This is a genomic window from Hyalangium ruber, assembly GCF_034259325.1.
Classification (GTDB): domain Bacteria; phylum Myxococcota; class Myxococcia; order Myxococcales; family Myxococcaceae; genus Hyalangium_A; species Hyalangium_A rubrum.
The window spans coordinates 46,371-71,843 of the sequence record NZ_JAXIVS010000013.1; the positions used below are offsets into that span (position 1 = coordinate 46,371).

At 64.4% G+C, this 25,473-nt stretch carries 14 protein-coding genes and 1 pseudogene; 8 read left to right on the forward strand and 7 right to left on the reverse strand.

Annotated features, from left to right (window positions below; all coding sequences use genetic code 11):
- Positions 1-20: 20 nt before the first annotated feature.
- Positions 21-905, reverse strand: a complete 885-nt coding sequence (locus SYV04_RS31525; RefSeq protein WP_321549674.1) for a LysR substrate-binding domain-containing protein — start codon at positions 903-905, stop codon at positions 21-23.
- A gap of 139 nt (positions 906-1,044) precedes the next feature.
- Between SYV04_RS31525 and SYV04_RS31530 the strand changes: the two genes are divergently transcribed.
- Positions 1,045-1,944, forward strand: a complete 900-nt coding sequence (locus tag SYV04_RS31530; RefSeq protein WP_321549675.1) for a DMT family transporter — start codon at positions 1,045-1,047, stop codon at positions 1,942-1,944.
- A 146-nt stretch (positions 1,945-2,090) separates the two neighbouring features.
- Here the strand turns inward: SYV04_RS31530 and SYV04_RS31535 are convergent, their stop codons facing one another.
- The 3 genes from SYV04_RS31535 to SYV04_RS31545 form a co-directional block, all read right to left on the reverse strand.
- Positions 2,091-3,023, reverse strand: a complete 933-nt coding sequence (locus SYV04_RS31535; RefSeq protein WP_321549676.1) for an alpha/beta fold hydrolase — start codon at positions 3,021-3,023, stop codon at positions 2,091-2,093.
- Between the two features lie 110 nt (positions 3,024-3,133).
- Complete coding sequence (locus tag SYV04_RS31540; RefSeq protein ID WP_321549677.1) at positions 3,134-3,466, reverse strand: cupin domain-containing protein; 333 nt, start codon at positions 3,464-3,466, stop codon at positions 3,134-3,136.
- Between the two features lie 100 nt (positions 3,467-3,566).
- The gene (locus tag SYV04_RS31545) at positions 3,567-5,123 is read right to left on the reverse strand and encodes a hypothetical protein (RefSeq protein ID WP_321549678.1); all 1,557 of its coding nucleotides are present in this window, start codon (positions 5,121-5,123) and stop codon (positions 3,567-3,569) included.
- Between the two features lie 950 nt (positions 5,124-6,073).
- Between SYV04_RS31545 and SYV04_RS31550 the strand changes: the two genes are divergently transcribed.
- On the forward strand, positions 6,074-6,577 hold the full coding sequence (locus SYV04_RS31550) for a hypothetical protein (RefSeq protein ID WP_321549679.1): 504 nt from the start codon (positions 6,074-6,076) through the stop codon (positions 6,575-6,577).
- Here the strand turns inward: SYV04_RS31550 and SYV04_RS31555 are convergent.
- A complete protein-coding gene (locus SYV04_RS31555) occupies positions 6,532-7,434 on the reverse strand; it encodes a hypothetical protein (protein ID WP_321549680.1) in 903 nt (300 codons plus the stop codon). The genes SYV04_RS31550 and SYV04_RS31555 overlap by 46 nt on opposite strands.
- Positions 7,435-7,526: 92 nt before the next feature.
- Between SYV04_RS31555 and SYV04_RS31560 the strand changes: the two genes are divergently transcribed.
- On the forward strand, positions 7,527-8,192 hold the full coding sequence (locus tag SYV04_RS31560; RefSeq protein WP_321549681.1) for a hypothetical protein: 666 nt from the start codon (positions 7,527-7,529) through the stop codon (positions 8,190-8,192).
- On the forward strand, positions 8,189-9,847 hold the full coding sequence (lnt, locus tag SYV04_RS31565) for an apolipoprotein N-acyltransferase (protein WP_321549682.1): 1,659 nt from the start codon (positions 8,189-8,191) through the stop codon (positions 9,845-9,847). The genes SYV04_RS31560 and lnt overlap by 4 nt, the downstream gene beginning before the upstream one ends.
- Positions 9,848-10,257: 410 nt before the next feature.
- Here the strand turns inward: lnt and SYV04_RS31570 are convergent, their stop codons facing one another.
- Positions 10,258-11,916, reverse strand: coding sequence for an acyl-CoA dehydrogenase family protein (locus SYV04_RS31570; protein WP_321549683.1), 1,659 nt, complete (start codon positions 11,914-11,916; stop codon positions 10,258-10,260).
- A 217-nt stretch (positions 11,917-12,133) separates the two neighbouring features.
- Here SYV04_RS31570 and SYV04_RS31575 point away from each other — a divergent pair, with 217 nt between their 5' ends.
- The 3 genes from SYV04_RS31575 to SYV04_RS31585 all read left to right on the forward strand — a co-directional run bounded on the left by SYV04_RS31575 (position 12,134) and on the right by SYV04_RS31585 (position 18,164).
- Positions 12,134-13,426 (forward strand): DUF5011 domain-containing protein, encoded by a 1,293-nt coding sequence (locus SYV04_RS31575; protein ID WP_321549684.1) that lies wholly within the window; start codon positions 12,134-12,136, stop codon positions 13,424-13,426.
- Positions 13,427-13,638: 212 nt separating this feature from the next.
- Positions 13,639-16,299: a DUF7948 domain-containing protein gene (locus tag SYV04_RS31580; RefSeq protein WP_321549685.1), complete on the forward strand. Its 2,661-nt coding sequence runs from the start codon at positions 13,639-13,641 to the stop codon at positions 16,297-16,299.
- 125 nt (positions 16,300-16,424) lie between these two features.
- On the forward strand, positions 16,425-18,164 hold the full coding sequence (locus SYV04_RS31585; RefSeq protein WP_321549686.1) for an ATP-binding protein: 1,740 nt from the start codon (positions 16,425-16,427) through the stop codon (positions 18,162-18,164).
- Positions 18,165-18,179: 15 nt separating this feature from the next.
- Here the strand turns inward: SYV04_RS31585 and SYV04_RS31590 are convergent.
- Positions 18,180-18,296, reverse strand: a pseudogene (locus SYV04_RS31590) (WbqC family protein); the annotation flags it as partial.
- Between the two features lie 474 nt (positions 18,297-18,770).
- Here SYV04_RS31590 and SYV04_RS31595 point away from each other — a divergent pair.
- The gene (locus SYV04_RS31595) at positions 18,771-25,169 is read left to right on the forward strand and encodes a serine/threonine-protein kinase (protein WP_321549687.1); all 6,399 of its coding nucleotides are present in this window, start codon (positions 18,771-18,773) and stop codon (positions 25,167-25,169) included.
- Positions 25,170-25,473 lie beyond the last annotated feature (304 nt).

Here is a 25,473-nt window from a genome sequence, read left to right on the forward strand (position 1 = left end):
CCGGGTGTTCTGTATCCCGCTCAGGCAGAAGGCAGCGCCAGCAGCCAGTCCACGAACACTCGCGCCGAGGCCCGCAGGCGTCGATGCGAGGGATACACCACGTAGTAGCTGAAGCGCGCCTTCAGCGACGGCCCCGGCAGCTGCACCAGCCTCCCCTCGGACAGATACGGCGCCGCGATGTGCTCGCGGGCCAGCGCCGCTCCCATTCCAAAGGCGGCCGCGTTCAATGCATCCGTCGTGTCGCTGAAGGTGTAGCGCTCGTCGAGCCTGGCGCCGTGAACGCCGGCCGCGCGGAACCAGTCGTGCCAGCCCTGCCGCGAGAGATCGGAGATCAACGGCAGCCGCGCGACCTGGGCGGGCTCCGTGAGGGTGGCCAGTCCCGGCAGCTTCGGCGACGCGACAGGGAACAAGGCCTCGTCCATGAGGTGCTGCGCCGTCAGCCCCGGCCAATGCCCGGGGCCATAGCGGATGCCCAGATCCGGTCCGCTCTCGTCGAAGCGCGTCAGCGCCGCCTCTGTGTCCACGGTGAGCCGGATCTGCGGATGCGCGGCCGTGAACGCCGGCAACCGCGGTAGCAGCCAGGTGTAGGTCAGCGAGTGCAGCGTGGTGATGCGCACACGCTCCTGCTCCTCGCGCGCCGAGCGAAGGCCGCGCAGCACGCTGTCCACGTCGGCCAGGGCGGTGCTGGCGGCGTCGGCCAATTGGCGACCCTCGGCGGTCAAGGACACGCCACGCGCATGGCGCTGGAACAGCGCCACGTCCAGATCTGCCTCCAGCTTGCGCACGTGGTGGCTGACCGCGCTCGCGGTGAGGTGCAGCTCGTCGGCGGCATGGGTGAAGTTCTGGTGGCGAGCAGCGGCCTCGAACGCCGCCAGCGCCGACAGCCAGTCGGGACGCAGGGCCATGGTGAGCCTCAAATCTGGTTTGTGTCTGACCTCAATACGATGCGCTTGTGCCAGGGGACCCCGGTAGCTAAGCAAAGGCAGTCTAGCCACAAAGCGGATGGTTGCCGCAGCCTTCCCTCAGCCCACGAGAGTCCTTTCCATGCGCTCGATCGATGCTGTCCCGGTCCCCCTGGACGCCCCCAACACCCAGGCCTGGCGGACGCCGCTGGAGCTGGCCCTGCTCGGCGCCATCTGGGGCGCTTCCTTCATGTTCATGCGCGTGGCCGCCAAGGACTTCGGTGCCGTGCCGCTGGTCGAAATCCGGCTGGGGCTGGGCGCGCTGGTGCTGCTGCCGTTCCTGTGGCGCGCGCGTGCGTCGTTCCCTCTGAAGCGGTGGCCCATGCTCGTGCTGGTGGGCGTGATCAACTCGGCCATCCCCTTCCTGCTGTTCGCCTGGGCCGCTCAGCGCGCGCCGGCCGGCATCGGCGCGATCGCCAACTCGATGGCGGTGCTGTTCACCGCGCTGGTGGGCGCCCTCTTCTTCGGAGAGAAGATCGGCGCGCGCCGCGCAATCGCGCTGGTGGTCGGCTTCGTCGGCGTGGTGGTGCTCGCCAGCGGCAAGACGGCGGGCGCGAGCATCGGCTGGGCGGTGGCCGCGGGCTCGACCGCAGCCTTCTTGTACGGCATCGGCGGGAACCTGGTGCGCAGGCACCTGACCGGTCTTCCGCCCGCCGCGGTTGCCGCCGCCACGCTCGGCACCGCGGCCCTGATGGCGCTGCCATTCGCGATCGCGCAATGGCCGCAGCAGGAGATCCCGGCCCGGTCGTGGTTCTCCGTGGCGATGATCGGCGTGCTCTGCACGGGCATCGCCTACACCATCTTCTACCGCCTGATTCAGCGCATTGGCGCCGGCCGAGCGGCGACCGTGACCTACCTCGTCCCGCTGTTCGGCGTGACGTGGGCGTGGCTGCTGCTCGACGAGGCACTGACGTTGACCATGGGCATCGCCGGCATGCTCATCCTCGGCAGCGTGGCACTGAGCCAGCGCGCCTCGCGCTGACCCGCCCGATCACCAGCGCCTTGGTCGCGGCCACCCAGGCCGGTCCACAAGCCCCACCGCACCCTTCGCCGCTGCCAGTACCCTTTTGGAGTGGAGGCGGCGGGAATCGGACCCGCGGCGAGGGGCGAGGCGGCAACCTGCTCGCGTCAGGTGCTCGCGAGCGCCCCCTCGATTGCCTCGAAGACGAGTGTCGGCGCATCGATCCAGGGCGCGTGCCCGGCATCTGGAATCCGTACCATGCGCACCCGGGGGTTACTGGCCGCGACCGCCTCGCCCTCTTCGGGCGCTCCCCACGCGTCCTTCTCGCCCCACACGAAGGTCGTCGGCACCGACAGGTCCTTCCAGCGCGCAGAGAGCAGCAACTCCTTCTTCATCCCGAACACGTCGAAGGCCCGGTCGATCAGCGTGAACCAGCTCGCGGCATTGCGGAGCTGGCTCGCGGTCAGGGCATCGAGGAACTCGTCCTCCAGCCGTTCCGGATGCGCCACGAGGAGTTGCTTCCAGAAGGCACGGCTGCTGTCGCGCGTGGGCCGCCGCATCATCGAGCGCACGAGCGCCTTGAGCCCCGGCAGCGTGCCCAGCCGCATCTGCAAGGGTAGGGCGCGCGTGATCCCTGCTGGAGCCGCGACGAGCACCAGCCGAATCATCCGTTCCGGATGAGTCAGCGCGAAGTCGACAGCCCAGAGACCTCCCATGGAGCACGCCACGATCGGCACGCTCGGGAGGCCCTCGGCGTCGAGGATGTCGCCGAGGAAGCGCCGCGAGTGCGCCAGCAGATCCACGCCGCGATAGTCGAATGGATCCGCCAGGCCGTGTCCGGGCCTGTCCACCGCCATCACGCGGTACTTCCGCGCGAGCGATGGCAGGAGGGGGCCCCACTGGAGCGCCTCACCCAGGCCGCCGTGGAGCAGTAGCAGCGGGGGGCCATCACCCAGCTCGATCGCCTGCGTCGAGCCTCCTGACCAGCGCACCCGGCGCGTGCGGTGTCCCGGGGCGCAGCGGTTGAGATAGGCAGCCTGGGCGGACTCGAGAGCACGGTCGAGTCCGCCAGCAGAATCGAGGAGGGGCGTGTTCTCCATCCTGGGAGCTTACCGTCTTGAATGGAGGCAGCGGGAATCGAAGCCGCAGCTCGGCGAGAGCAAAACCCCAAGCAGGTCGCGCTGTTACCGGCTAACGCGACGAATTGGGGCTAGCGCACATCACCTGGGGGATGCTCCTTGAACCACTGGGCAATGCCCTCCATCTCGGGCTCGAAGACGCCCGGGGTGAAGTTGAGCATCCCTGCGCGCTGCTGGCTCCGGTTCTGGAAATCGTGGGTCACCCCTCCTGGCACGAGCACGAATGAGCCGGGGGACGCATCGATCCACTTCTTTCCGACCAGGATGCTCATCGTGCCTGCGATGATGAAGAACACATCATCCTCCGGGTGCGAGTGCGCACCAGGGCCCCTGGTGTTCGGCTCAAGCCACCATTCGGAGATGGAGTAGGCCCGCGCCGTCTCGTCGCAGTCAGCCTTGAACACGGCGTTGATCCTTCCCATCGGATACTGACGCCCCCCACCAGGGGTGAGAACGGGCTCAATCCTTCTGACGCCGGCTCCACACCCTCCTGTGAGAGTTGAACTACGCGGCGGCGTCCAGTTCCTCGAAGACGGAGAGGATCTCACGAGAGATGCCCCCGTCATCCATCTGCTGCTCCGCGTCTAGCCCATAGCGCCGCGCGAGGTACTCCGTATAAGCGCAGGCGAAGAACTCATCCTCGTTCTGCTTCTGGTACTCGGAGCCGATATAGCCGGCGAGTGACGCACGTCGGAGCAGCGTCTGGATGCGGGCTCGGAGTGGGGCGGGCCCGGAGAAGTACACCAGATGGGCAAATTCGTGGGCGAGCACCCACCCGTGCGCCCCTGGCGCGAGGCTCAGCAGTCCCTCGATCTTCGCGATGGCCATGCTTCCCACGGCCACACCGTGAAGGGCCTCGAAGGCTCGGTGATCGTCTTCCGCGCGCTCGTCTCGCCACTCCGCGAGCTCGGGCAGGTCCGAGGCGCGTACATCCAGTGGGAGGATCCGGACGTGATAGCCCGCTTGGGCCAGATGCGGGAGGAACTGGCGCAGCGGGAACGCCGATGCATGCACAACGCGGCGCTCGCGATCCGTCAGTGCCGACCAGTCCGGGAATACGCGTTCGAGCCCCTCCAGAGGACTCACTTCCGGTAAGCGCTTCAATGCCCCGAGGACATCCTGCTGCTCGAGCTCTAGCGCCGCCCCTTTTCCCAGCAGTGGCGCGAAGTCCTCCGGAGATAGCTCGTTTGCACGTTCGAAGTGCTTCAAGGCATTCCGAAATCGGCCCTCGCGCAGGGCGATCACGCCTTGCTGGACGTGGCCGATGCTGTCCGAGGTGTCGCTCCGCAGTCGCTCATCCGCGAGCTTCCGCAGTGCCTGCAGGGGGCGCAGCGCGAGGCTTGGAGCACGACACGGTGCCCCCAGCATCTGGTGTGCCGCGAGCAGCGTGAAGTTCACGCCTGCGCGTGTGTCCAGCTTCCGCCGTCGGGCCGCATCTACCACCACCGCTTCATGGCCATGCATGGTGGCAAGGACTTCCGTATGGAGCGCCTCGAGTTCCGCGTACTCATCGCCCGACGGGCCGGAGGCGAAGGGGTCGCTGCGTGAGAGCTGTTCGTAGAGAGCCATGGCGCGTTCCAGTGGCGACAGCGCCTCCTGCATACGTCCCTGGGCGAAGCGGGCTTTTCCGAGTAGACACAGGAGACGCGGCTCTGCTGACTGCTCCGCGGGAGCGAGGAGCGTCTCCGCCTCTGCGGCAGAGTCGACCTCGATGAGCTGATCGGCCAGGGCCGCGATCACATCAATGCGGCGTGGGTAGCGAGCGTACAGCGCTCGCAACCGCTCAATCGAGGAGTGCGGTCGGCCAGCGCGGGTGTCCAGCCAAGCCAGCATCCATGTCGCGTCGTCATGCTGGGGTGAGCGCGCCAGGGCCTGCTCGAGCAGCTCGCGTGCGATGGCTGGCTGGTCCTCGGCACAGGACTGAGCGAGGTCGACCAGGGCGTTGACCCGGAGTTGCTCGCCCGAGTTGGCGACCAGCGCGAGCACCTCGTTCAGCTTCCCTGCGCTCAGCAGCCGCCGCACCTTGCGCGCGAGGCGCCAGGAGTGCAGCGAATCACCCAATCCCATGGGGAGGTATTTCTCATTGAAGGATACGCTCTTTCAAGGAGGGTTCTGATCGACACTTCTCTGAAGGCTCGGGCGGGCGAGAGGGGAACTCGATGCACAGCCGCGCGCCCCCTTCGGGCCGGTTTCCTGCGGTGATCTTCCCGCCGAATGACCCAGGGGAACGCCCGTGGCACCTGCGTCCCTGGCCCCTCTTCGGTCGAGGGCAGCTTCTGCAGGGCGAGAGAAAGCGAAGGAAGAGCCATCTTTCAATCCAGGCGGCCACGAGGCGCACGCTCTTCGAAGCTACCACAAGCGTCGGTATACCCATACCTCAAGTTGAATCGAGAGCGCACCGCGTGAGGAGAGCTGGCACCCGCGAAGCGCTTGGATAGCTCCGCATGACTTTCCTGGTGGGCTAAGTTAGTTTTGGGTAGCACTGTCCAGGAGGAACCTATGCAGCGAACGGGTTCAGCACAGCCACCGTCTGTCCTGAGTGCTCTTTTGTTCGCTACGGGTTTGCTGGGACTTAGTGGTTGCAGCTCGGTACAGGTTGTCCATGGCACAGGTGGTTCGGGAAACTGGACCACTATCGCGCAAGGAGTTCCAGGAGGGGACTGCAACCAGACAGACAGCACCGTCTCGTGCTGTCTCAAGAAGAACCCTGGCCAGTATGAGCGCTGCGGGGTCACGCCTCCCAAGGAAGCGCCTAAGACATCTCCTCGCTTGCCGCCTACAGCGCTCACCAACAAGCAGCGCATACAGAGAAAGGAGTACTGTCAGGAATTCTATGAGCGGTGCATCGCCGCCGGAGGGGAGGACCTGGAGGGGTTCACCTACGGGAAGACTCACTGCAAATCCTGCTATGATGAATGTTTCAAGACAGGAGAATGGCCCGCAGAGTTCGACGGTGAAGTTTGCCCCGGAGGAGCACGGTGAATCGCCCTCGAAGGGAGTGGTGGCGTACCGTGGCTCAGGAGAAGGATTATCTCATTCTGCTGCTGGGCTATTCCAAGGCACCTTTCGAGGTGATTGTGCTCGCGCTCAAGGATTTCGAGCGCCGGTTCTTGCGCGAGGCGCGCACGCCCGCCGAGCGGTTGCACCTTCAGCAACTGACGGCCAGTGACATGCTTGTTGAAGCCTATGGGGAGGCTCGGCCGTGGAAAGACTTTGGTCCACCGCTGCGACGCATCAAACAGCTTGGCTTTCCTGACCTCCGCACTCACATCTTGATCGCCTGTCTCTATGTTCAGTCGCTGTCCTTGTTTCCGGAAAGGGCACGTGATGCCTTCGCGATGCTGGACGAAGCGGAACGGCGTGTGAGGCGGATGCGAGGGAATCCCGATGTCCGGCAGAAACGCCTCGAAGGGATTGAGCAGGCACGGCGCACGGCGGAAGCGCAGGGCATTTCGCCTCCGGCTGTTGCTCAGCCCAGGAAGCGCCAGGCCATGAGGGCAGGGAAGCCGACGTAGTACACGAGCCGGCACAGCCACTCCGCGGCGCGTCGCACACCCCGCGCATAGGAGGGCAGCAGCCAGGTCATGGGGAACGCCAGCACCTCGGCGAGGATCCGCCAGAAGCCAGCGAACAGCAGCAGGCCCAGGGTGAAGGAGAGCCAGTAGCCGGCGAATGTCTTCAGGTACGCCGCGAGCCCGAACGCGTCGTACTCGCCGAAGGGCCCGCCGAAGGTGATGTACTGGTGCGCCCGGAACATGATTCCCGCGGGCAGCAGCGGGAACAGGCCGAACTTGAAGGCCGGCGCGTCCAAGAACCAACGCCGCCGGTCATGCCGGGCCTGCCCGAAGCGGGCGCTGGGGTGCTGGGCCGCCGCGGCGGCCGTGGGCAGCGTGTCGCCCAGCGCGGTCAGCAGCGGAGCGAGGGTGGAAGCCTGGAGGTGGTAGTCGAAGCGCCTCCCCGACTTCATCCGCAGCGCCAGACCGGTCCCCGGGAGCGGGAGTCTCCAGGGCTCGACGCGGGTGATGGACTCCCGAGGGATCTCGAACCGCACGCCGCGAAGCTGCAACACGAGGCGCGTCGGCTCCGCGTGGAGGCTTGCCGCTGTGAAGCGCCTCAGGAGCCACACCAACACCAGCGGCAGGAGGGAGAAGCCCAGCAGCCGGAGCGCCGTCCCCAGTGGGGAGATATCGTCATAGCCCTCGAGGACTCCGAGCAGGGAGAGCGCCACGAGGTAGAGCAGGTTCGCCGCGCTCAGCACCTGGGCCGCGGCGGCAAGCACCCGGAGGGCGGGCGACCAGGCATGGACGGAGAGGCGAGCCGCGGTGTCATCGCCTGCGCTGGGGGGCGGGACGGGCTCGGCGTCGGCGTGCATGGGGGGCGGTAAGGGTAAGGGCCCAGTGTGGGCTTGGTTGGCCTGGGCGGAAGGGGCCGGTACTATACGCAGCCCGGAGGTCCTGAGCGAGCATGCCGGAGTCCCCGCCGGCCCAAGAGCGGCGCGTCGACAGCGATGGTGTCGTGAGGGTCGAGCAACGGCGCGCGAGCGGTATCGCGTGGGTGCTCGGCCTGGGCATCGCCATTACCTGCGTGTGCCTGGCCCTGAGCGCGTGGATGTTCTTCGATACGCCCGAGGTAGAACTGCCGGTGTTCGCCGAGAGCGAGCCACCGCCCGTGGCGACGCCTCCTCCCGCGACGGCCCCGGTGGTGCGTCCAGCGCCCGCGCGTCCGGTCACGAAGCCGGCCTTGCCCCAGCACCTGCAGAAGCAGGTGGCCGCCGTGCCCGAAGAGGTGCTGGAGCAACTGCCCGAGGGACTCTACGAGATGCCCAAGCCTGGGGATGAACCTTCGGGGATGATGTTGTTCCCGGCGCCGGGGACCGATCCCATCAAGAAGGGAATCCTGGTGCCCGAGGACTTCGAGCTGCCGCCGGGCTACGTGCGCCACTACCAGGCCACGGATGACGGTGAGCGTCTGCCCGCCATCCTGATGTTCAACCCGGAGAAGCCTCCGCTGGACGCGAACGGCCAGCCGATGAAGGTGCCCGAGAATGGCATCGTCCCACCGGAGCTGGCGCCGCCGGGGCTGCCCATCCAGATGCTGAAGGATCCGAACGAGGGCGGGGCAGGGCCATGAGCGCGGAGCTGTCCACGGGGCGGCGGTACGGGGAGTTCCTCCTCGGTGCCGTGGCGACCACCTTTCTGGTGTCGCTGTTCGGGAGCATCGAGGCCACCTGGTGCTGGGTGGTCTGGGTGGCGATGGTGCCGTGGCTGGCCGTGCTCGACCGGGTCCGAACGGCGCGACAGGCGCTGATGGCCGGGTTGGTGCAGAGCCTCGTCTTCACCGTCGGCATCTTCGGGTGGTTCGCGGAGGCGTTGCGGGAGTACGCACAGTCCTCGGCCTCGTGGGCCTTCTGGCTCGTGCTGCTGGTGTTCGCGCCGCTGCTCCAGCCTCAGTTCATCACCGCTTCGCTGGCGCGGCACCTGGCCCGGCGGGTGGCTCCGGAGGGCGCGTTCCTGCGCGCGGGGCTGGTGGGAGCGCTGGTGTACGCAGGCACGGAGTGGGCGGTGCCCAAGCTCTTCGCGGACACGGTCGGCCATGGCTTCTACAGCTCCGTCTGGTGGAGACAGGGCGCGGACCTCGCCGGGGCGCATGGGCTCACGGTGGTGATGCTGCTCGTCAATGAATGCGTGCTCGCGGCGGTGCGGGCGTTCGCGGCGCGCGGCTGGAAGTGGCCGGGAGCCAGGGCGTTGCGCATACCCGCGGTGGGAGCGGTGGCACTGGTGGGGGCGCTCACGGTGTATGGGGCTCTGCGGCACCGGCAGGTGAGCGAGCGCACCGCATCGGGACCCGGGCTCACGGTGGGGGTGGTGCAGGCGAACATCACCAACTATGGCCAGCTCCTGCAGCAGATGGGCGCGTACGACGCGCTTCGGATGATCCTGGACACGCACTACCGCCTGTCCGACGAGCTGATGAAGGACACGAAGCCGGATCTGATCGTGTGGCCAGAGACGGTGTACCCCACGACGTTCGGCTCACCGAAGAGCGAGGAAGGAGCGGAGTTCGATCAGGAGCTCAGCGCCTTCGTGGGCGAGCGTCAGATGCCGCTCATCTTCGGCGCGTATGACTTGGAGCAGGATCGCGAGTTCAACGCGGCGATGTTCCTGGGGCCCGTGGGCCAGCCGGAAGAGCGGCGGCTGGAACTGGGGGTCTACCGCAAGACGATGTTGTTCCCGCTGACGGAGTGGGTGCCCGAAGTGATGGACACGCCCTGGGTGCGTGGGGTGCTGCCGTGGCTGGGGACGTGGAAGCGGGGGCCGGGGCCGCAACTGCTGGACTTCCCGCTGCGCGGGGGGCGGGTGCTGAAGGTGGCGCCGCTCATCTGTTACGAGGCCATCTTCCCGGGCTACGTGGCGGAGGCGGTGGGCAAGGGCGCCGAGCTCATCGTGACGATTTCCAACGACTCATGGTTCGGCACGTCGGCGGGGCCGAAGCTGCACCTGACGCTGGCGGCGTTCCGGAGCATCGAGACGCGGCTGCCACAGGTGCGAGCGACGAACTCGGGCATCTCGGCCCTCATCACGCCGACAGGGGAGCTCGTCCGCGAGGTGCAGACCGGTCAGCGCGCGGGCGTGCTGATGACGGTGCCGCCGGCGGTACACATGGGCACGCTGATGGTGGCTTGGGGAGACTGGTTCGGACCCACGGCGCTGGTGACGGGGTTGGTGTTGCTCCTGGCACAAGCGCTGCTGGCGCGGCGGCGGAAGCTGGCGCGGGAGCAGGCGTGAGGAGGTGCCTCCTCTTGGCATGGCTTGCCAGCTTCACCTGTGTCTTCATGGTGATGTGGCTCAGCAGCTACCACTTCTATACCTCCGTGGGGATCGACACGGAGGAGGCGCGAGGCGCCCAGATTCGCTGCAAGTACTATCGATTCCGGTGGCCAGGGGATGGCTCGTTCAGGATCGGCACCGTTGTGTTGCTCGAATCGAATTCCGGCCGCCCCCTGGATACGTTCGATCTAGGGGGACGCTTCTTCCAGCCCGGTCGCCCGTCGGTCCCTCAGTCCCTCTGGAACCGCCTGGGTTTCTGGTGGATTGACGCACAATCCACCGAGGAGTCCTGGGTGGGGATGCCGAGCTGGCTCCCCCCATTACTCAGCGGCACGACCGCTGTCTGGATCGTCAGGACGAACAGGCGCTCACGCCAGCAGCCGTGAGTCATCCAGATCCATATCGGTAATCAGGTTCACGCCGTGACGCGTGAACCGCCGGGCCGCCGCCATCACCTTCGGCCCGTGCCCGTGGTCCAGGCACCACTGCGCGTGCTCCACCAGCAACGCCAACTCCATCGTTCGGCCCAGCGTCAGCGCGAAGCGTCTCGCCCCTGCCTCCAGCCCCACCGGGTTCGCCAGTGTCCCTGTCACCCAGCCCCGCGCCTGCTCCACCGCTTCCTGCGCCGCTTTCACGCACGGTTTCAGCCCCGAGTCCTTCGCCGCCTCCAGCCGCTTCTCCACGTCCGCGTGGAACACGTCCAGCGTCCCTTCCTTCGCCAGCGCCCGCAGCGCGTCCAGCGAGAGCACGTTCGTCGTGCCCTCCCAGATGCTCAGCACCTGCGAGTCCGCCAGCAGCCTCGGCAGCCCCGTGTCCTCCACGTAGCCCGCACCCCCGAAGCCCTCCACCGCCTCCGAGCTCACCGCCACCACCTGCCGCCCCGTCGTCAGCTTCGCCAGCGGCGTCACCAGCCGCTGCAGCAACAGCTCCTCCTCGGTCGCCACCTTCGCCTCCATCCGCCCCAGCAGCTCCGCCGCCCGGAACGCCATCAGGAAGCCCGCCTCCACCTCCGCCTCCATCCCCGCCAGCGTGTCCACGTGCAGCGGCTTCTCCGCCAGCTTCGCCCCGAACTGCACCCGCCGCGCCGCGTAGTCCCTCGCCAGCGCCATCGCCCGCCGCAGCCCCCACGCCGCTCCCATCGCGTTCCACGTCCGCGTCACGTTCAGCATCCACGACATGTTCCGGATGCCGTCCGTCAGCCCCACCACCGGCACCGCCAACGCCCCATCCAGCGTCAGCTCCGCCGTCGGCACCTTGCGCGTCCCCAGCTTGTCCTTCAGCCGGTTGATCTGGATGCCGTTCAGGAACCCGTCCGTCCCTCGCGTCTCCACGTAGAACAACGCCAGCCCCTTACCGCCCGGGCCGTTGCCCTCCGGCCGCGCCAGCGTCAGCGCCATTTGCGACGTCGTCGCCGAGGTGAACCACTTCGTCCCGTACAGCCGCCAGCCCTCCGGCGTCTTCCGCGCCACCGTCTGCGTCAGCCCTACGTCCGAGCCGCCCGTGCGCTCCGTCATCCACTGGCCCGATGTCCAGAACGTCGCCGGATCCCTCGAAGTCAGGTGGGGCAGGGCGCGCGAGATCAGCTCCTGATTCCCCAGCGACACGAGCGTCCGCGCCGCGCCGTCCGTCATCGCCAGCGGGCACGAGTACACGTCCAGCGAAGGCTGCACCACGTAGTTCAGCGCGAACTGGTGCAGCCGGCTGTACTCGCCGCTCTTCTGCTCGTACGCCACCGCCACCAGGCCCCGCTTCGCCGCCAGCACCTCCGCCTCGCGCCACAGCGGTGACACCTCGATGCGGTCCACCCGCCGGCCCCACGCATCCCACTGCGTCAGCTCCGGCTCGTTCAGCCGATCCCTCAGCTGGAACTCATAGAAGTACTTGCCCCCCAGCTCGCCCAGCTCCCGGAGCTCCTCCGTGATGGAGCGCCGCAGCTCCTCCGGGAGCCGGCGGGCGAGGTAGGACTGCAAGAGCGCGTCGTCGTCGTACTGGTTTCCGAGGCGAGGGGGATCCTGGAAGAAGCTCATGCCTTCAGGCTAGCACCCGCCTCCAGAGCGCGCCGCTGCTGTAAGCACTGGCAAACCCAGGCCCCAGGCCCTCCACCCACCGCCTCAAGGCCCTCGATTCTTGGTTTCTTGAAAACAGGAAAACAAGGATAGTGCGATCTAGCCCTTGAAGATCAGGCTGCTTGCCCGGTACAGTAAAAACCACTTTTAACGCTGTCGCTGTATCGGGGAGCCCACGATGATGAACAAGTTCTTCGGCGCAGTCGGAGCCCTCGCGGTGCTGAGCGCACTGCCTGCCGCGGCCCAGAGCCGCACGCCGTGGCAGATGCACAACGGCAACGAGGTGACCGCCTCCAACCCTCGCGGCCTGGTGCAGTTCAACTGTGCCCCGTCGCGCCACGGCGACATCTGTGAGTACAACGTCTCCAGCATCCCGGCCGCCTCGGATCCGGACTGGGCCGCGGCTCCCAACGGCGAGACCATCGCCTTCGACATCCCCTCGCGGGTATGTCAGGCGCCGGTCAGCTGTATGGCCTACGGCGACTTCACCTACTTCCAGAGCTTCGTGAGCGTTCCGTCGAACGTGCAGGTGACCACCTTCACCATCGCCTTCAACGGCATGGACGATGGTTCGCGCGTGACGATCTTCAACTCGCACCACCCCGGCGGGCTCGTCATCCCCGGCAGCTACGTGTACCTGGGCGGCTCCGGCACCGCCAACCTCGCCTCGTACGTGGTCCCCGGTGAGATCAACCGCGTGGTCATCACCCAGGTGGATGACTGCTGCTCCGAGAACCGCCTGCACAGCGCCGCGGTGGTGCTCAACGGCGAGGTGGTGGACTCCGCCTGCCAGACCCCGGCCGACTGCGACGACGGCAACTCCTGCACCACGGATGTCTGCAACACGGACGGCACCTGCACCAGCGCCTTGCTCGCCTGCGTGGGCGGCGAGGAGTGCAACGGCAACCCGAACGTCACCAGCGGCAGCAACGACATGAGCACCAGCGCCTGCACCCCGGGTTCGGGCGGGCCCACGCTGGTGGTCAACGGCGACCTGAACATGACGCTGGAGTGCGGTGAGACGACGTGGACGGATCCGGACGCCCAGGCGTACGACGCCGACTGCTCGTCCATCCCGGTCCACCACTACAACTCGGGCCACGACGCGTACGGCCCCGGGCCGGCCACCTGCGCCGAGGGCCTGTACCACGTGCAGTACATCGCCTGGAACGCGATGGGCCAGACGGTGAGCGCCGTCCGCGCGGTGACGGTGAACGACACCAAGCCCCCGCGCTTCGCGCTCAAGGGCCCCACGCACATGGTTCACCAGTGCGGCAGCCAGTGGGCGGAGCCGGGTTGGACGGCCTTCGACACCTGCTACGGCGACATCACCCCCGAGGTGCAGTGGACGGGCTTCCCGAACGGCTGGGTCGAGGGCGTCTACACGGTGAACTACACGCTCACCGACAGTGGGGGTAACAGCGCCCCGTCGCTGACCCGCACGGTGGAAGTCGTCAACTGCCCCTGGTAGCCACTGGCTCCCAGCAGGACTGAAATGAGGAGCCGGGGAGCCGCCAGTGCTCTCCGGCTCTATTTCGTTGTCGTGGCCCCAACCGGGTGGCCGACGTACCCCAGGCTCCAGTGGCGCGAGGCGCTTGCTTCGCGTATCCAGGGCCGCGTGGCCAGGGGGGAGTCGGTCCGGCCCGGAGGGAGTCGTTCGTGTTTTCTGGCGCACTCGGCGGTATGGCCTCTGGCCTCCTGGTCCTGACGCTCGCCGCTTCGAAGCCACCGCAGCCCCCGGTGCCTCCTGCCCCCCCGGGGCCTCCGCGTCCGGCCAGCGAGCGGGTCGTCATCGCCCCCGCGCCCGCGCGTACACCGGGCCGCTACTTCCAGCACCAGCCCGGCGCCAACGCGTTCTTCTCGGACACGGGCCTGACGGTGCGGCTGTCGCCCGCCGAACGCCCCGCGCGGGAACTGCGCTGGGGCCTGGTGGGTGCCCAAGCCGTGGTGCCTCAGCCGCTCCAGCCGCGCGGGGCCCAGTTGAACCAGCTCGTAGGGCCCCCCGAGGACTGGAGGCAGGGGCTGCCCACCTGGGGCGCCTTGTACTACCCGGCGGCGGCCCAGGGTGTGGACCTGTGGCTCGAGTCTCGCGAGGGAGGCGTCGGCTACAGCCTGCGCGCCGCCCGGGGCGAGCACTTGCGCCAGGTGCGGCTCGAGTGGCGGGGTGCCCAGGCGCTGCGGGTGGCCGACGGCGGTCGCGCGCTGGAGGTGGACCTGGCCGATGGGCACCTCCGAGAGGAAGGGCTGCTGTGCGGGCAGGAGCGCGCGGATGGCACCTCCTATGAGGTGCCCTGCCGCTACCGCGAGGTGCGCGCCACGGAGCGGGGGAGCTGGGAGTACGTCATCGAGGTGGACGTGAAGGAGCCCGGTCGCCCGGCGTGGGTGGACCCGGTCATCCAGTGGAGCTCCTTCATCGGCTCGCTGTCCGATGACGTGCTCCATGGCGTGGCCGTCATTCCCAGTGGCGTCACGGCCGGGGAGTTCTTCGTCGTCGGCTCGAGTGGCGACCTGGACTACGATCCTCTCGATCCCGTCCCATCGGATCAGTTCTTCGGCGAAGGAGGGCTCTCGGAGATCGTCGTCAGTCGCTTCACCTTCAAGGGGAACCTGATCTGGACGACGGTGATTGGCGGCACCGGGGCGGATGTCGGCAGATCCGTCGTCATCGGCGCGGGCGGGTTCATCTACGTCGCGGGCACCACGGGCTCTCCGGAGTTCCGGGTGGGGACGGGGTCGACGCACCAGGGAACCACGGATGGCTTCGTTGCCCGCCTCAAGGCCGATGATGGCAGGGTGCTGTCCTGGTTCCAGCACGTGGGAGGCACGGGTGCCGAGGACATCCACGGCCTGACGCTCGGAGCGGATGGGAAGCTGTATGCGGTGGGCTCGACGTCCTCGGCCGACATGCCTGGCTCGGGGGGCGTGGGCGCCGATGGGGGCATGGACCTCTTCGTCAGTCGGCTCGATGGCACGACAGGCGCCATCGAGCGGACACTGCTGCGTGGCGGCATCGTCGAAGATGTCGGTCGGGCCATCACTTCAGGAACGTTGGCCGACGGTGGCACGGGCATCTACGCCACGGGCTATACCGACTCGCCCAACTTCCCGGGCACGGGGCAGGGGCCCTCGGCGGCGGGGCGGCAGGCCGTTGTCCTCGCGCTCACCCCCGGGCTCAACTCGCCGTCGTGGATAACCTTCCTGGGTGGGACCGCGGCAGAGGAGGGCTATGGCGTGCTGCTCACGCCGGGCACGCCCCCGGGCCGCCTCCTGGTCGTGGGCACGACCACGTCCACCAACTTTCCGCTCTCCCCGGCGGGGATGATTCCAGGCGGCAGCAACGCGTTCCTGACCAGCTTGGATCTCGGCACTGGCCAGCCAGGGTTCTCCGCCGTCATTGGAGGCTCTGGGGATGACGACGGGTGGGCCATCGCTCCGGGGCCGCGAGGGAACGTCTTCATTGGTGGCAAGACCACCTCGCCGACGCTCCCCATTGGGGGCGGTTTCGACATGACGCCCGAGGGTGCTTCCGAGGGGTACGTCATCCAGCTGGTGCCCAATGGCCCGAACTACGTCCCGGACTGGGGCACCTTCGTGGGCGGCCGGCTGGAGGATGAAGTGCGAGCGCTGGGCTTCGGCCCGCAAGCCAATGACCTGATCATCGGCGGCTCGACGACCTCCTCGGACATCCTGAAGGGGGACGCGGGATACGACCCCACCTTCTCGAACCGCAAGGACATGTTCCTCTTCTCGCTCGGGGCCATGGATCTCACCCCTCCCGTGGTCGCCCGGGTCCTGGATGGCGTGGGCGCGGATCGGGACACCCAGACGAGCACCGAGGAGCTGCTGGGGAGCTGGGACTTCACGGATCCCGATACCTCCATCACGGGGTATGAAGTCGGAGCGGGGACCGCGCCCGGCTGCACGAACATCGCGCCTTTCGCCACCAACGACACCCGGACGTCGGTCACGCTGTCGACCTCGGGCGGGCGCATGCAACGCCTCACTCCCGGCACCTGGTACTACGTCACGGTTCGAGCCAAGAACCAGGTGGGGCTGCAGACGACGGCCTCTTCCGATGGTGTCTTCGTCCTGCTCCCGGATGGCGGGCCCGATCCGATTCCCCCTCCAGGCGGCTCCTGTCCCGTCGTGGAACCGCCCGACGCGGGCATGCCGGATGCCGGAACGCCCGACGCGGGCGGGCCTTCGCCAGGGCCGGGCGACGGCGGGACAGTGGAGCGCAGGTCCGCCGTGGGCTGGTCCTGCGGTACGCCGGGCGGGCCCGCGGGCCTCGTGCTGCTGATGTTGCTGGCGCTCGGACTTCGGGGCGCCCGTCGCCGGAGCTAGCCGCCGCGTTCGCGGGGTTGCCCGCCGAGCCAGGGGGCAGGGGAGTTCAGCGCCAGGGCGTGCCGATGGCCGCGCTACCCGACGGGTAGCAGAGAAATCCGGGGGAGTGGGGTAGGCTTGCGCCCATGCCTGAGATCAAGAGGCCCGGGTCCCCCCCGGGTTTCGACCGCCCCGATGTCAGCACCGATGTGAATCGCCATGTGACGCCGCTCGAATCCGAGATGGCGGCCCCCGTGGAGCAGCCTCCCCCGGGCCCCGTGCTGGCCACGCCGCCCCGGCCGAAGATGGCAACGGGCGCCTCTCAGTCCCTGCCTCCGGCCCATGCGCCGCGCATGGGCACCGGCCATTCCCAGTCCCTGCCTCCGGCCTCGCCTCCTCCGGGGGAAGCGCCTCCGGATCGCCGCTCCATGACCCAAGCGGGCATCCCCGGCCAGGATCGCCGCGCCGGCGGTGGCGCCGCGCAGTACGCCGGCCCCGAGCGGAGGACCGTCGCCGTGTCCCCGGGCCAGGATCGCCGCCCGCAGGCCACCATGCAGCGCCGCGCCCTGGGAGAGGGCGCTCCGCCGCCCACCAACCGCTTCTGGCCCGCGCCTCCGCGCACCATCGAGGAGGCGGGCCTCACCGTCTCCATGGTGGAGGAGCTCATCCTCAAGGCGATCTTCTTCGCTGGAGAGATGCGCGGCATCGACATCGCCAGCCGACTCAAGCTGCCCTCCGCCATCATCGATGAGGTGATCGAGGGACTGCGCCGCCAGAAGTACATCGACATCCGCGGCGGTGGCGGCTCGGGCGTGGGCAAGTCGACGATGATCTACCAGCTGACCTCCTTCGCCACGGAGATCATGCGGCAGATCCTCGATCGCAACCGCTACAACGGCCCGGCGCCCGTCACCATCCAGGAGTGGACCCAGGCGGTGAAGAAGCAGACGGTGCGCGGCAACCGCATCACCCGCGCGAAGATGGAGGACAAGTTCGGCGACCTCATCATCCGCGACTACATCTTCGACGGCATCGGTCCGGCGATGAACTCCGGGCGCGCCATCTTCTTCTACGGCCCGCCCGGCAACGGCAAGACGGCCATCTGCCAGTGCATGGTCAACTGCTTCGAGGGGGACATCTTCATCCCCTACGCCATCATGATCGACGACTTCATCGTCCGGATCTTCGATGGCATTCTCCACAAGCCCGTCGAGGACGAGCCCGGAAGCCCCTCGTATGATCGTCGCTGGGTGCGCTGCCGGCGGCCCATGGTGGTGGTGGGCGGCGAGCTGACGCTGGAGATGCTCGATCTCGTCTACTCGCCCGAGGTGAAGTACTACGAGGCGCCCTTCCAGATGAAGGCCACCAACGGGATGCTGCTGATCGACGACTTCGGTCGACAGAAGGTCTCCCCGGTGGACCTGCTCAACCGGTGGATCGTCCCGCTCGAGAGCGACGTGGACAACATCACCCTGCACACCGGCAAGAAGGTGCAGGTGCCCTTCGATGTGTTCGCTGCCTTCTCCACCAACCTGGACCCGTCCGACCTGGTGGACGACGCGTTCCTGCGTCGCGTGCGCTACAAGCTCGAGGTGATGCGCCCGGACGAGGAGCAGTACTTCGAGATCTTCGAGGCCATCTGCCACAAGCGCGGTGTGCCGTACGATCCGAACATGGTGGAGTACCTGCTCGAGAAGCACTACCGCGCCACCGGCCGGCCCTTCGCCGCCTGCCAGCCGCGAGACCTGATCGATCAGGTGATCGACATGGCCAACTACCTGGGCATCCCGCCGCAGCTCAACCCGGTGCTGCTGGACCGGGCGGTGCGCAGCTACTTCGTGCGCTTCGACAAGGGCGGTGGAGCGCTGCCTCCGGGTACTCCGTAGCTGGGCCGCGCCGCCTCAGCCGGAAGGGGGCGCGAACGGCCCCCAGGGCGAGGGTTGGAGCCACTGGCGCACCTCGTCCAGGGGCACGTTGGAGAGTACGTCCACGATCGACAGGCCGTAGACGAAGCCTTCTTTCCTCGCGGTGGCGCAGAGAAGGCGCACAGAATGCAGCAGGCAGTCACGCTTCGTAAGCATGGCGCTTATACGCTGGGCTTCGACAACTGGGCGGCTTACCAACTCGCTACATTGCGAAAGCGCGCCGAGTTCGCGATGCAGTTCGTCGCGTGGGACTACGCGTGCTACTAGGAGCGGCTGGACTAGACGCGCCACGCTGCCATGAGTCGGAGATGCCGACAGTACCTATGCTCAGCGCTGCATTTTTGGCCTGCTCATCTTAGCTCATCTATTCCCAATGGATGATGAGTGCGAGTCCTACCTGATAACGGCAGCAAGGATGCCCGCCTTTGCGTTGAGTAGGGAGGGTCTTGAGGGAAGTTCCTGAACTGAGTATCAGGTTTTTGGGGAAATAACGGATTTCGGACTCCTTCCCAACGCGGATGCGATGTGATGCACTACGTGCTCCACGGAACCTCAAGAGGAGTCTCAATGCGGACTGGGGAAAAACAGCTGAGTGCGAACTCAGAGTCGGTGAAATTATCCGATCTCCTGTCCAAAACGCTCGTGAGCGAACTCATCGAAGCTTTGGCGATGCGCAGGACCAAGGTGTCGAAGGCTGTGCAGAAACATGCACACGAGTTGCTGGAGTCGCTGCTTCTCCAGAGACGAGTAGATCTAGGCGGTGCGCGATCACCAGCCACGATACATCCGATTGCGCTAAGGAAATCGGAACTGCTCAAGAAAGTCCTGAAAGAAGGACGGTGGCAGAGCCATGTTCCCTGTATGGTTTGGGTGCAGTCCCATCCGGAACTTGAAAAAGCTGCGAGGACTATTGCCCACTCACAGGGTCTTGCCACGACCAACTTTGCGCTGGATCACATTCATCCAATTAAATGGGACCGGGCAGTCCTTGAGCGGCTGAGTGCGGAGTTGGTAAGGGCTATGCCCTCGGTGCGGAAGGAGCAGGCTGCCTTGATGTTGTATGTGCTTTGCGAGGACGTAAAACTGTCCTCCTGCTCAGCTCATTCTGCCGAGGTGGGGAACTCACCTGTGGCGGCACATGAAACAAGTGCTCCTAGCAACCACACAGAAGTTACTGACTCGGTGACGAATTCGCCGGTTGCGCCTGAGAATGCGGCGCCCACCGAGTCTAGCCCCTCTATTCAATCCGGCTCTCAGTTGAACCAAATCTCCACAGAAACGGCGCTGCCGCTTACTGTTCCAAACTCGCTTTTGCCGAGTGCGGCTCAACCCATGGAAGCAGGAGCGGGTGCAGAGATACCGCGATACCAATCACCTCGAGAAGGAGGCAATTCGATGCCTTCAGCGCCCCAAGACAAGTCCCAGCAGGCCTATTCCTCGTCAGCATTCGAACGAAAGCTTAGTTCACGGCAACGAGCTACGCTTCGTGATTCATTGCGACTGCTTAACGCGCAACTGGGTATTGGGCCGCTTCGCGAAGCAGCAAAGGACACCGGCCTTCTTGGAAGGGACGCGAAACGGCTTGAGCCCCCCGCGCTCAAGAAACTCGTCGCCGACCCTGACCAACTCGCGAGGTTGGTGGGAGATGCGCTGGAAGATAGAGCGCGCCAAGCGAGCGGCGCTCGGACACTTCAACGCATTGCCCAACGGGCGGAGCAGGATCCAACGCTCGACTTCCGGGCACACAATCATTTTCAGAAGGCCCGAAAGGCGTTAGAGGCTCAAGATTGGGGGCAACTCAATCGATCTTTTGAGTCACTTCGGAAGATTTATTCGGAAAGTCCACATGCACTGCTTGGATCGGCCAACCTCCTCGTTCTCTTTTCATCGGGAGAGTTGTCTCGTATTCTGTTTGCCCTCGAATCACCTGAATCTTTTCCCATTGTGCAAGGACAGGTGCAGAAGCAGTCCAAGCAGCCTCAGGAGCGACCTGCGTCACAGAAAGAAGGGATGGGTCGCGTTGACGTGGGGGGGGCTAACAGGATCCGCACCCTCCTCGATGAGTATGCTCGCAGAATCAACGATGGGTTGCTGCGTGCCCGTGCTGTGGTTGAAGCCGGTCTTCCACTTGCAGAGTTTGCGAACGCTCAGACTGCTTTTCAGGTAGCAGTCGCTGCGTTACAGGCGATCGGTATTACCGAACCCTCCAGTTCGGCCGAGTTCGCAACACGACTTCGCGCTGGGGTTGAAGACGCATCAACTGCGGCCGCCCGTCTCGCGGCAGCAGCCCGAGATTGTGAGTTGGCTGCGTCGGCGATGGTGCATTCCGTTACAAATCAGATCGGATCGAAACTTACGGTTTCGTTCGCATTCGATCAGTTACAGCGAGTTCCTAAAGAGCTTGTTCACTTAATTGCGGGCACGGAGATAGAGGCGCGAGGGGCATTAGAGGCAATTTCAAGCGCGCCTTTTGACGTTGACGTCGAGCTAGAAGCAGCACTCAGCCCGGATTGCGATGTCCTGACCGCGATTGCCCGAGTCAAGGCCCTAAACGACGCTTTGCGGAACGCGAGGGCGGAGGCAGACAGAGTCTCAAATCAAAAGAAATTGGAGGTAACTGAAGTTACCCCTCGCACTCCCCCAATTTCCGCTGCGTCAACCCATTTAAGGTTCAAGAGTACAGCCTCTGTCGACGGAATTCTTACGTCGGGCCTTGTGGGCAGGCTTCGTGAGGCTGCCCCTCGAGAGCCACGTCTAGGCCCAATTGATTTCCTCCCGGTTCCGCTGGGCGAGAAAGTCGTATTGATGGAGGCGACTCCGGGCTCGGGTGCTGCGGATGCTGTTAATATCACAGCCGCGAACCTTCTCATCTTATGGGCACAAGAGTTGCGTTCATCTGTGAGACCTCTCGCGCAGTACCTCGAATTCGTCATCGAAGCAGCAAGATTAAGAAATTGTGTGTTGAAGGACTCGGCCGTCACGGATTTTGAGAAGGTTGTTTCCGCACTGGCTCTTCACTGTGCTTGCGAAGACCGCGCCAAAGCCCGGGGGCAACGTCGTCTGGCCGAGTTGCTGGCCTCGAAGTCACCAGAGGCTATTGAGGGCGCGCTGGCTGCGTGTGCACAAGCCGCTAGCGCATCACCTGCCTTGGCTAGAATCTGCGCGGAACTTGTCGATCACGGCTTCGGCCGCACATTGGCGCGCAGCATCTCTGGCGTAGCGCTGAAGATGCCTGCGGAGGGTCGAAGACTTCTCGATGCTCTGGCGATCGCCGTTGCGCTCTGCAATCGCGACGCGGTCCGTTCTTGCCGAAACGCGGTTCTCGAAGACCTGGGGGCCGACGCCGCCGATATGGAGTCGATCGAAGACTTTCTAGCAGACGCCGAAGCGCAATCCCGTCGATCTGCTAGGCCCGATGTTCCGCGCCTGAAGTCGGCTCAGCCGCTGGTCACTGATTTCGTGGCATCGCTCGCGCATCGTTTTTGGGAGCGCGGTCGATCTGGGGCACCACACGCCAGGGTTACAGTTAGTATTCCGAAAGCTGCTCTGAAGGGTGTTTTCATTGCGCCTGGCACTCGTAATGTTGATGTTCCCATCTTGGTGCGAAATGGTGGAGACATCGCCGTTGCAGGGATAAGCATCTTGATAGGTCGCCCTGCCAAAGGTGATTCACCCTTGAGGACTACGAGCACCGAACTGCATGTCCCTTGGCTCAGCGACCAGAATCTCGAAGACACTGCTGCTGTGGTAGTTGCGTGCACCCTGGAACTCGATCCCGAGCGAGCTGAACTTCCAAAGGAACTGCGACTGTCCGTCCGAACCTCTTGGTTCGGAGGAAAGGGGGAAGAAACATACATTATCCCGCTTCGTTTCGACCAACCTGACTTAGTTGACGCTCGCATGAGCGGGTACGATGGCCGTCCAGTTGACCTCAACGTGGACCAGACGCTTAGACTTTCGTCCACCTCCGTTCAGAAATGCTTCAGTAAGCTCAGAGATGATCTAGGCGAAGGCAAGCCGTTGCGTGCATACATCTACGGGCGTCGGCGCCGTGGCAAGAGTTCTATCTGTGCGTCTCTAAGGGACAACCGTGCCGTCCAGCAACATTTTGCCGTCCAAGATAGAGTGTGGAACGGCGCGCGGATGACCACCGTTGAGACAGCTTTTTCCACCTTGGCAGAGACTCTTTTGAGTGCTCTTGCGAAGACAGGAGTTAGCGCTGGCAAGCTTGACGTATCGCATCTCTCTCGTGCCGACGAGATTTCCGAGAAATTTCTGTTTTGGTTCGACAGGCTCTCTGACTCGCTGCCAGAAAAGAAAAGGGTTTTCCTTATTCTTGATGAGTTTCAGAAGTGGCTCGCGGGACTAGGCTCACCTCAGGAGCGTATTGCGCTGCTTTCAGCGCTACGACACTTCAACGACCGGCCTAGCAAACTTGAGGTGTCATTTGTGCTTAGCGGGCTGCAAAATTTGAAGACCCTTATTCAGGAATCGAACGACCTTGCGAATGCGCTTGAGGCGTTCGAGATTCGAGCGCTTACTAATGAGGAGGCCGATCGTTACCTGCGAGAACGCCTCCCACTTGACCTCGATGGTCGTACACGTCGGCGGTTGGTCAGCCTCAGCGGTGGCAATCCTTATGTGCTCAATCGCTTGGGGGGCAACTTACTTGAGGCACTAAAAGAGAAGAGACGGCGGTGGTGTACAGCAGCCGACGTTGACGCGCTACTGGCTGATGATGACGCGCAGACAGGGCGCCTCAATGAGTTCGTAAAGTACATGCTGCATGAAGATGAGGACGATGGTGCAGCCACGTTGCGTCAACTCACTGTTCTCCGCGCTTCCGCTTCCATTCTCAAGGAGCGGGGGGATTTTGACGGGTATGTGCGAGTAACTGATGTCGAGGGGTGGCTGGCTCGAAACGCTATTGAGTTTGAAGCTGGGCTGGTTGATAGGCAGCTTGAGGAATTGTCACAACTAGACTTGCTCCAGATCCGCCCTGGTGGTCGGTACTATCTTCGTGGTGAGTGGCTGTGCCGGGCATTGGCTGCGCTGGACCCCGCAGTTGTTAAGCTACAAGCCGTAACAACTCGTGGAGATCCAGAACTCATTCTCGGGCGATTTAAGCGAAAGCAATTGCTGGGTCGCGGAGGAGAGGCAGAGGTTTGGTTGGCCGAGAACGTGCTGGAAGGTGGACGGGATGTTGTTCTGCGGATCTACCCATTGAGCACTGTAGGGCTGCGACAGAGAGTCGAGCGCGAGAAGGAGATACTTGAGCGTGTTCGCCACCCTAACGTCGTCGCGTTCAACGGGGCCAGCATCGACGAACGTCATGGTGGAATTGTCGTTCTCGATTTCATTGCAGGATACACGCTCGATGAGCTGTTGAAGAACAAGCTGCCTGCCGCCCAGTCGATTCTGCCAGGTGGTGACCTAGAAAAACAGGTCGAGTTCCTGAAGAAGCTTGCCAGTGCTGTTCATGCTTGCCACGTTGTCGGTGTAGTTCATAAAGACTTGTCGCCGCGAAATGTGATGTTGGCGCTACACATGGGCATCTGGGAGCCCAAGGTCATCGATTTCGGAATTGCTGGATTCGACACGCAGCCTGTCGAGGGAAACCCAACCACAGTCATGGGTACGCCAGGCTATGTTGCGCCCGAAAAACTCAAGCTTCGTTTGGCTAGGCGTACACCTGCGGCCGATGTGTTCTCGTTGGGGGCGCTATTCATCAAAGTTCTTACGGGGATCGAGCCAGGATACCTTGCCGACTTTGGGCAGGCTCTTCAGAGCGCTTTCACTGAAGCTAAGGTGCCAGGCCGAGTATTTGATCTGGTCCAGCGGATGTTATCTGAACAGCCCGAGACTCGGCCGAGTGCTGACGAGGTCCAGAATGGGCTTGAGACTGTCCTAGAGCCCCTCACCTGGCGCGAGCTGCATGTACACGCACAAACAGCCTTTCTAGAGGATCGAAGCGCCGATGCAGTGAGGATGTTCGGCCAAGCTCTGGCTGCCGTCCCTGCAGTGGATCGTGTCGGCGACGATTACGAACTCTTGCTGGATGAAGCGCTCGACATGCTTCAGCAGCCTGGAGAGGCCAGCATTCCCTGGGACGTTCAGTGGCTCTCCCAATGGTTGATGCGTTCTCGTCAAACCGATAAACATCGACCAGACGGACGCCGAGTTCTGACTGTGCTCTTGCAGTACCGGATGCGAATCAGAGAGGCTGGGACAAATCTGCTTCGAGAACTCGTCACTCGACTAGCAGAGCCACCGACTAGTTCCTTCTTAGGGCCGTTCGTGGCCTCCTTGGGGCGCCACGAGGAACTGCGCGAGTCGGCGGTTGTAGACCGGACGTTTGACGCTCTCGCGACCTACTGCGCGGAGCAGCACGTCGCGACGAGTGTAGTTGAGGACTTCTGTGTAGCTTGCGCCCGTAGCGCTCGTGTGAAGTATCAGTCGTTACTTGGTGCCGAACTTTGGCTTCAAAGAGCGAGAAGACTAGGTGGAGCGCCACGCGGTGATTACGATGCTGAAGTCCGAGCACTTGAGGACTCGCGGCGCAAAACGGGGAAACTTCAGACGCTTCCACGGGAACCAGACCAACAAGAGTCATTCAAGATCGGTGATGGAGAGCGAGGACACCTCCTCGTTGATCGGCTCGAACGTTTCGATGAGAGCGTAAGACGGCGCTTTCCTTTTATCTATCGGTTGGAACGGATCCGAAAAGACCGTGGACTTCAAATCGCGCGTCCGACCCTGTTGCGCTTGGACAATGTTGGCAGTCATGTTCCTCAGGGCAGTGGAGACCCAGGCAACATTATTCCAATGGCCTTCGACCCTTCTTTCACGGGTGATATAGCCTTGAGAGTCAACATCGTGCTTGTATCGGGGACGAGTTCTTCGCAGCGTGAAGCGGCCTACAATGTTCTCAAGGCGGAAACAGATCTCTTCGACTGCCTTGAATAGAAAGAATGTTGAACTCTTGTTGCGTGGCAGGCTCAATGGCTAAGCCGGTCTCTCTTGTATAGATGGAAAGTGAGTTGCCCAAACTCCGATTAACAAGGCACAAGCCCAGTTCGATTGACTGGTGATCCTTCGTCGGCGCTCATTCTGCGTAGGCGGCTTCAGGTATCTGCATTGCATTGGGACGGAGTGGCGGAGCAATCGGGGTAGCCTGTCCGTTGAGGAGTTTTACCTAACCGTGAGAGTTGCATGCCAAGCGGCTAGGAGCCCTGAATTCATTCCCAACTGCTTCCGCATTCGGTAGCGA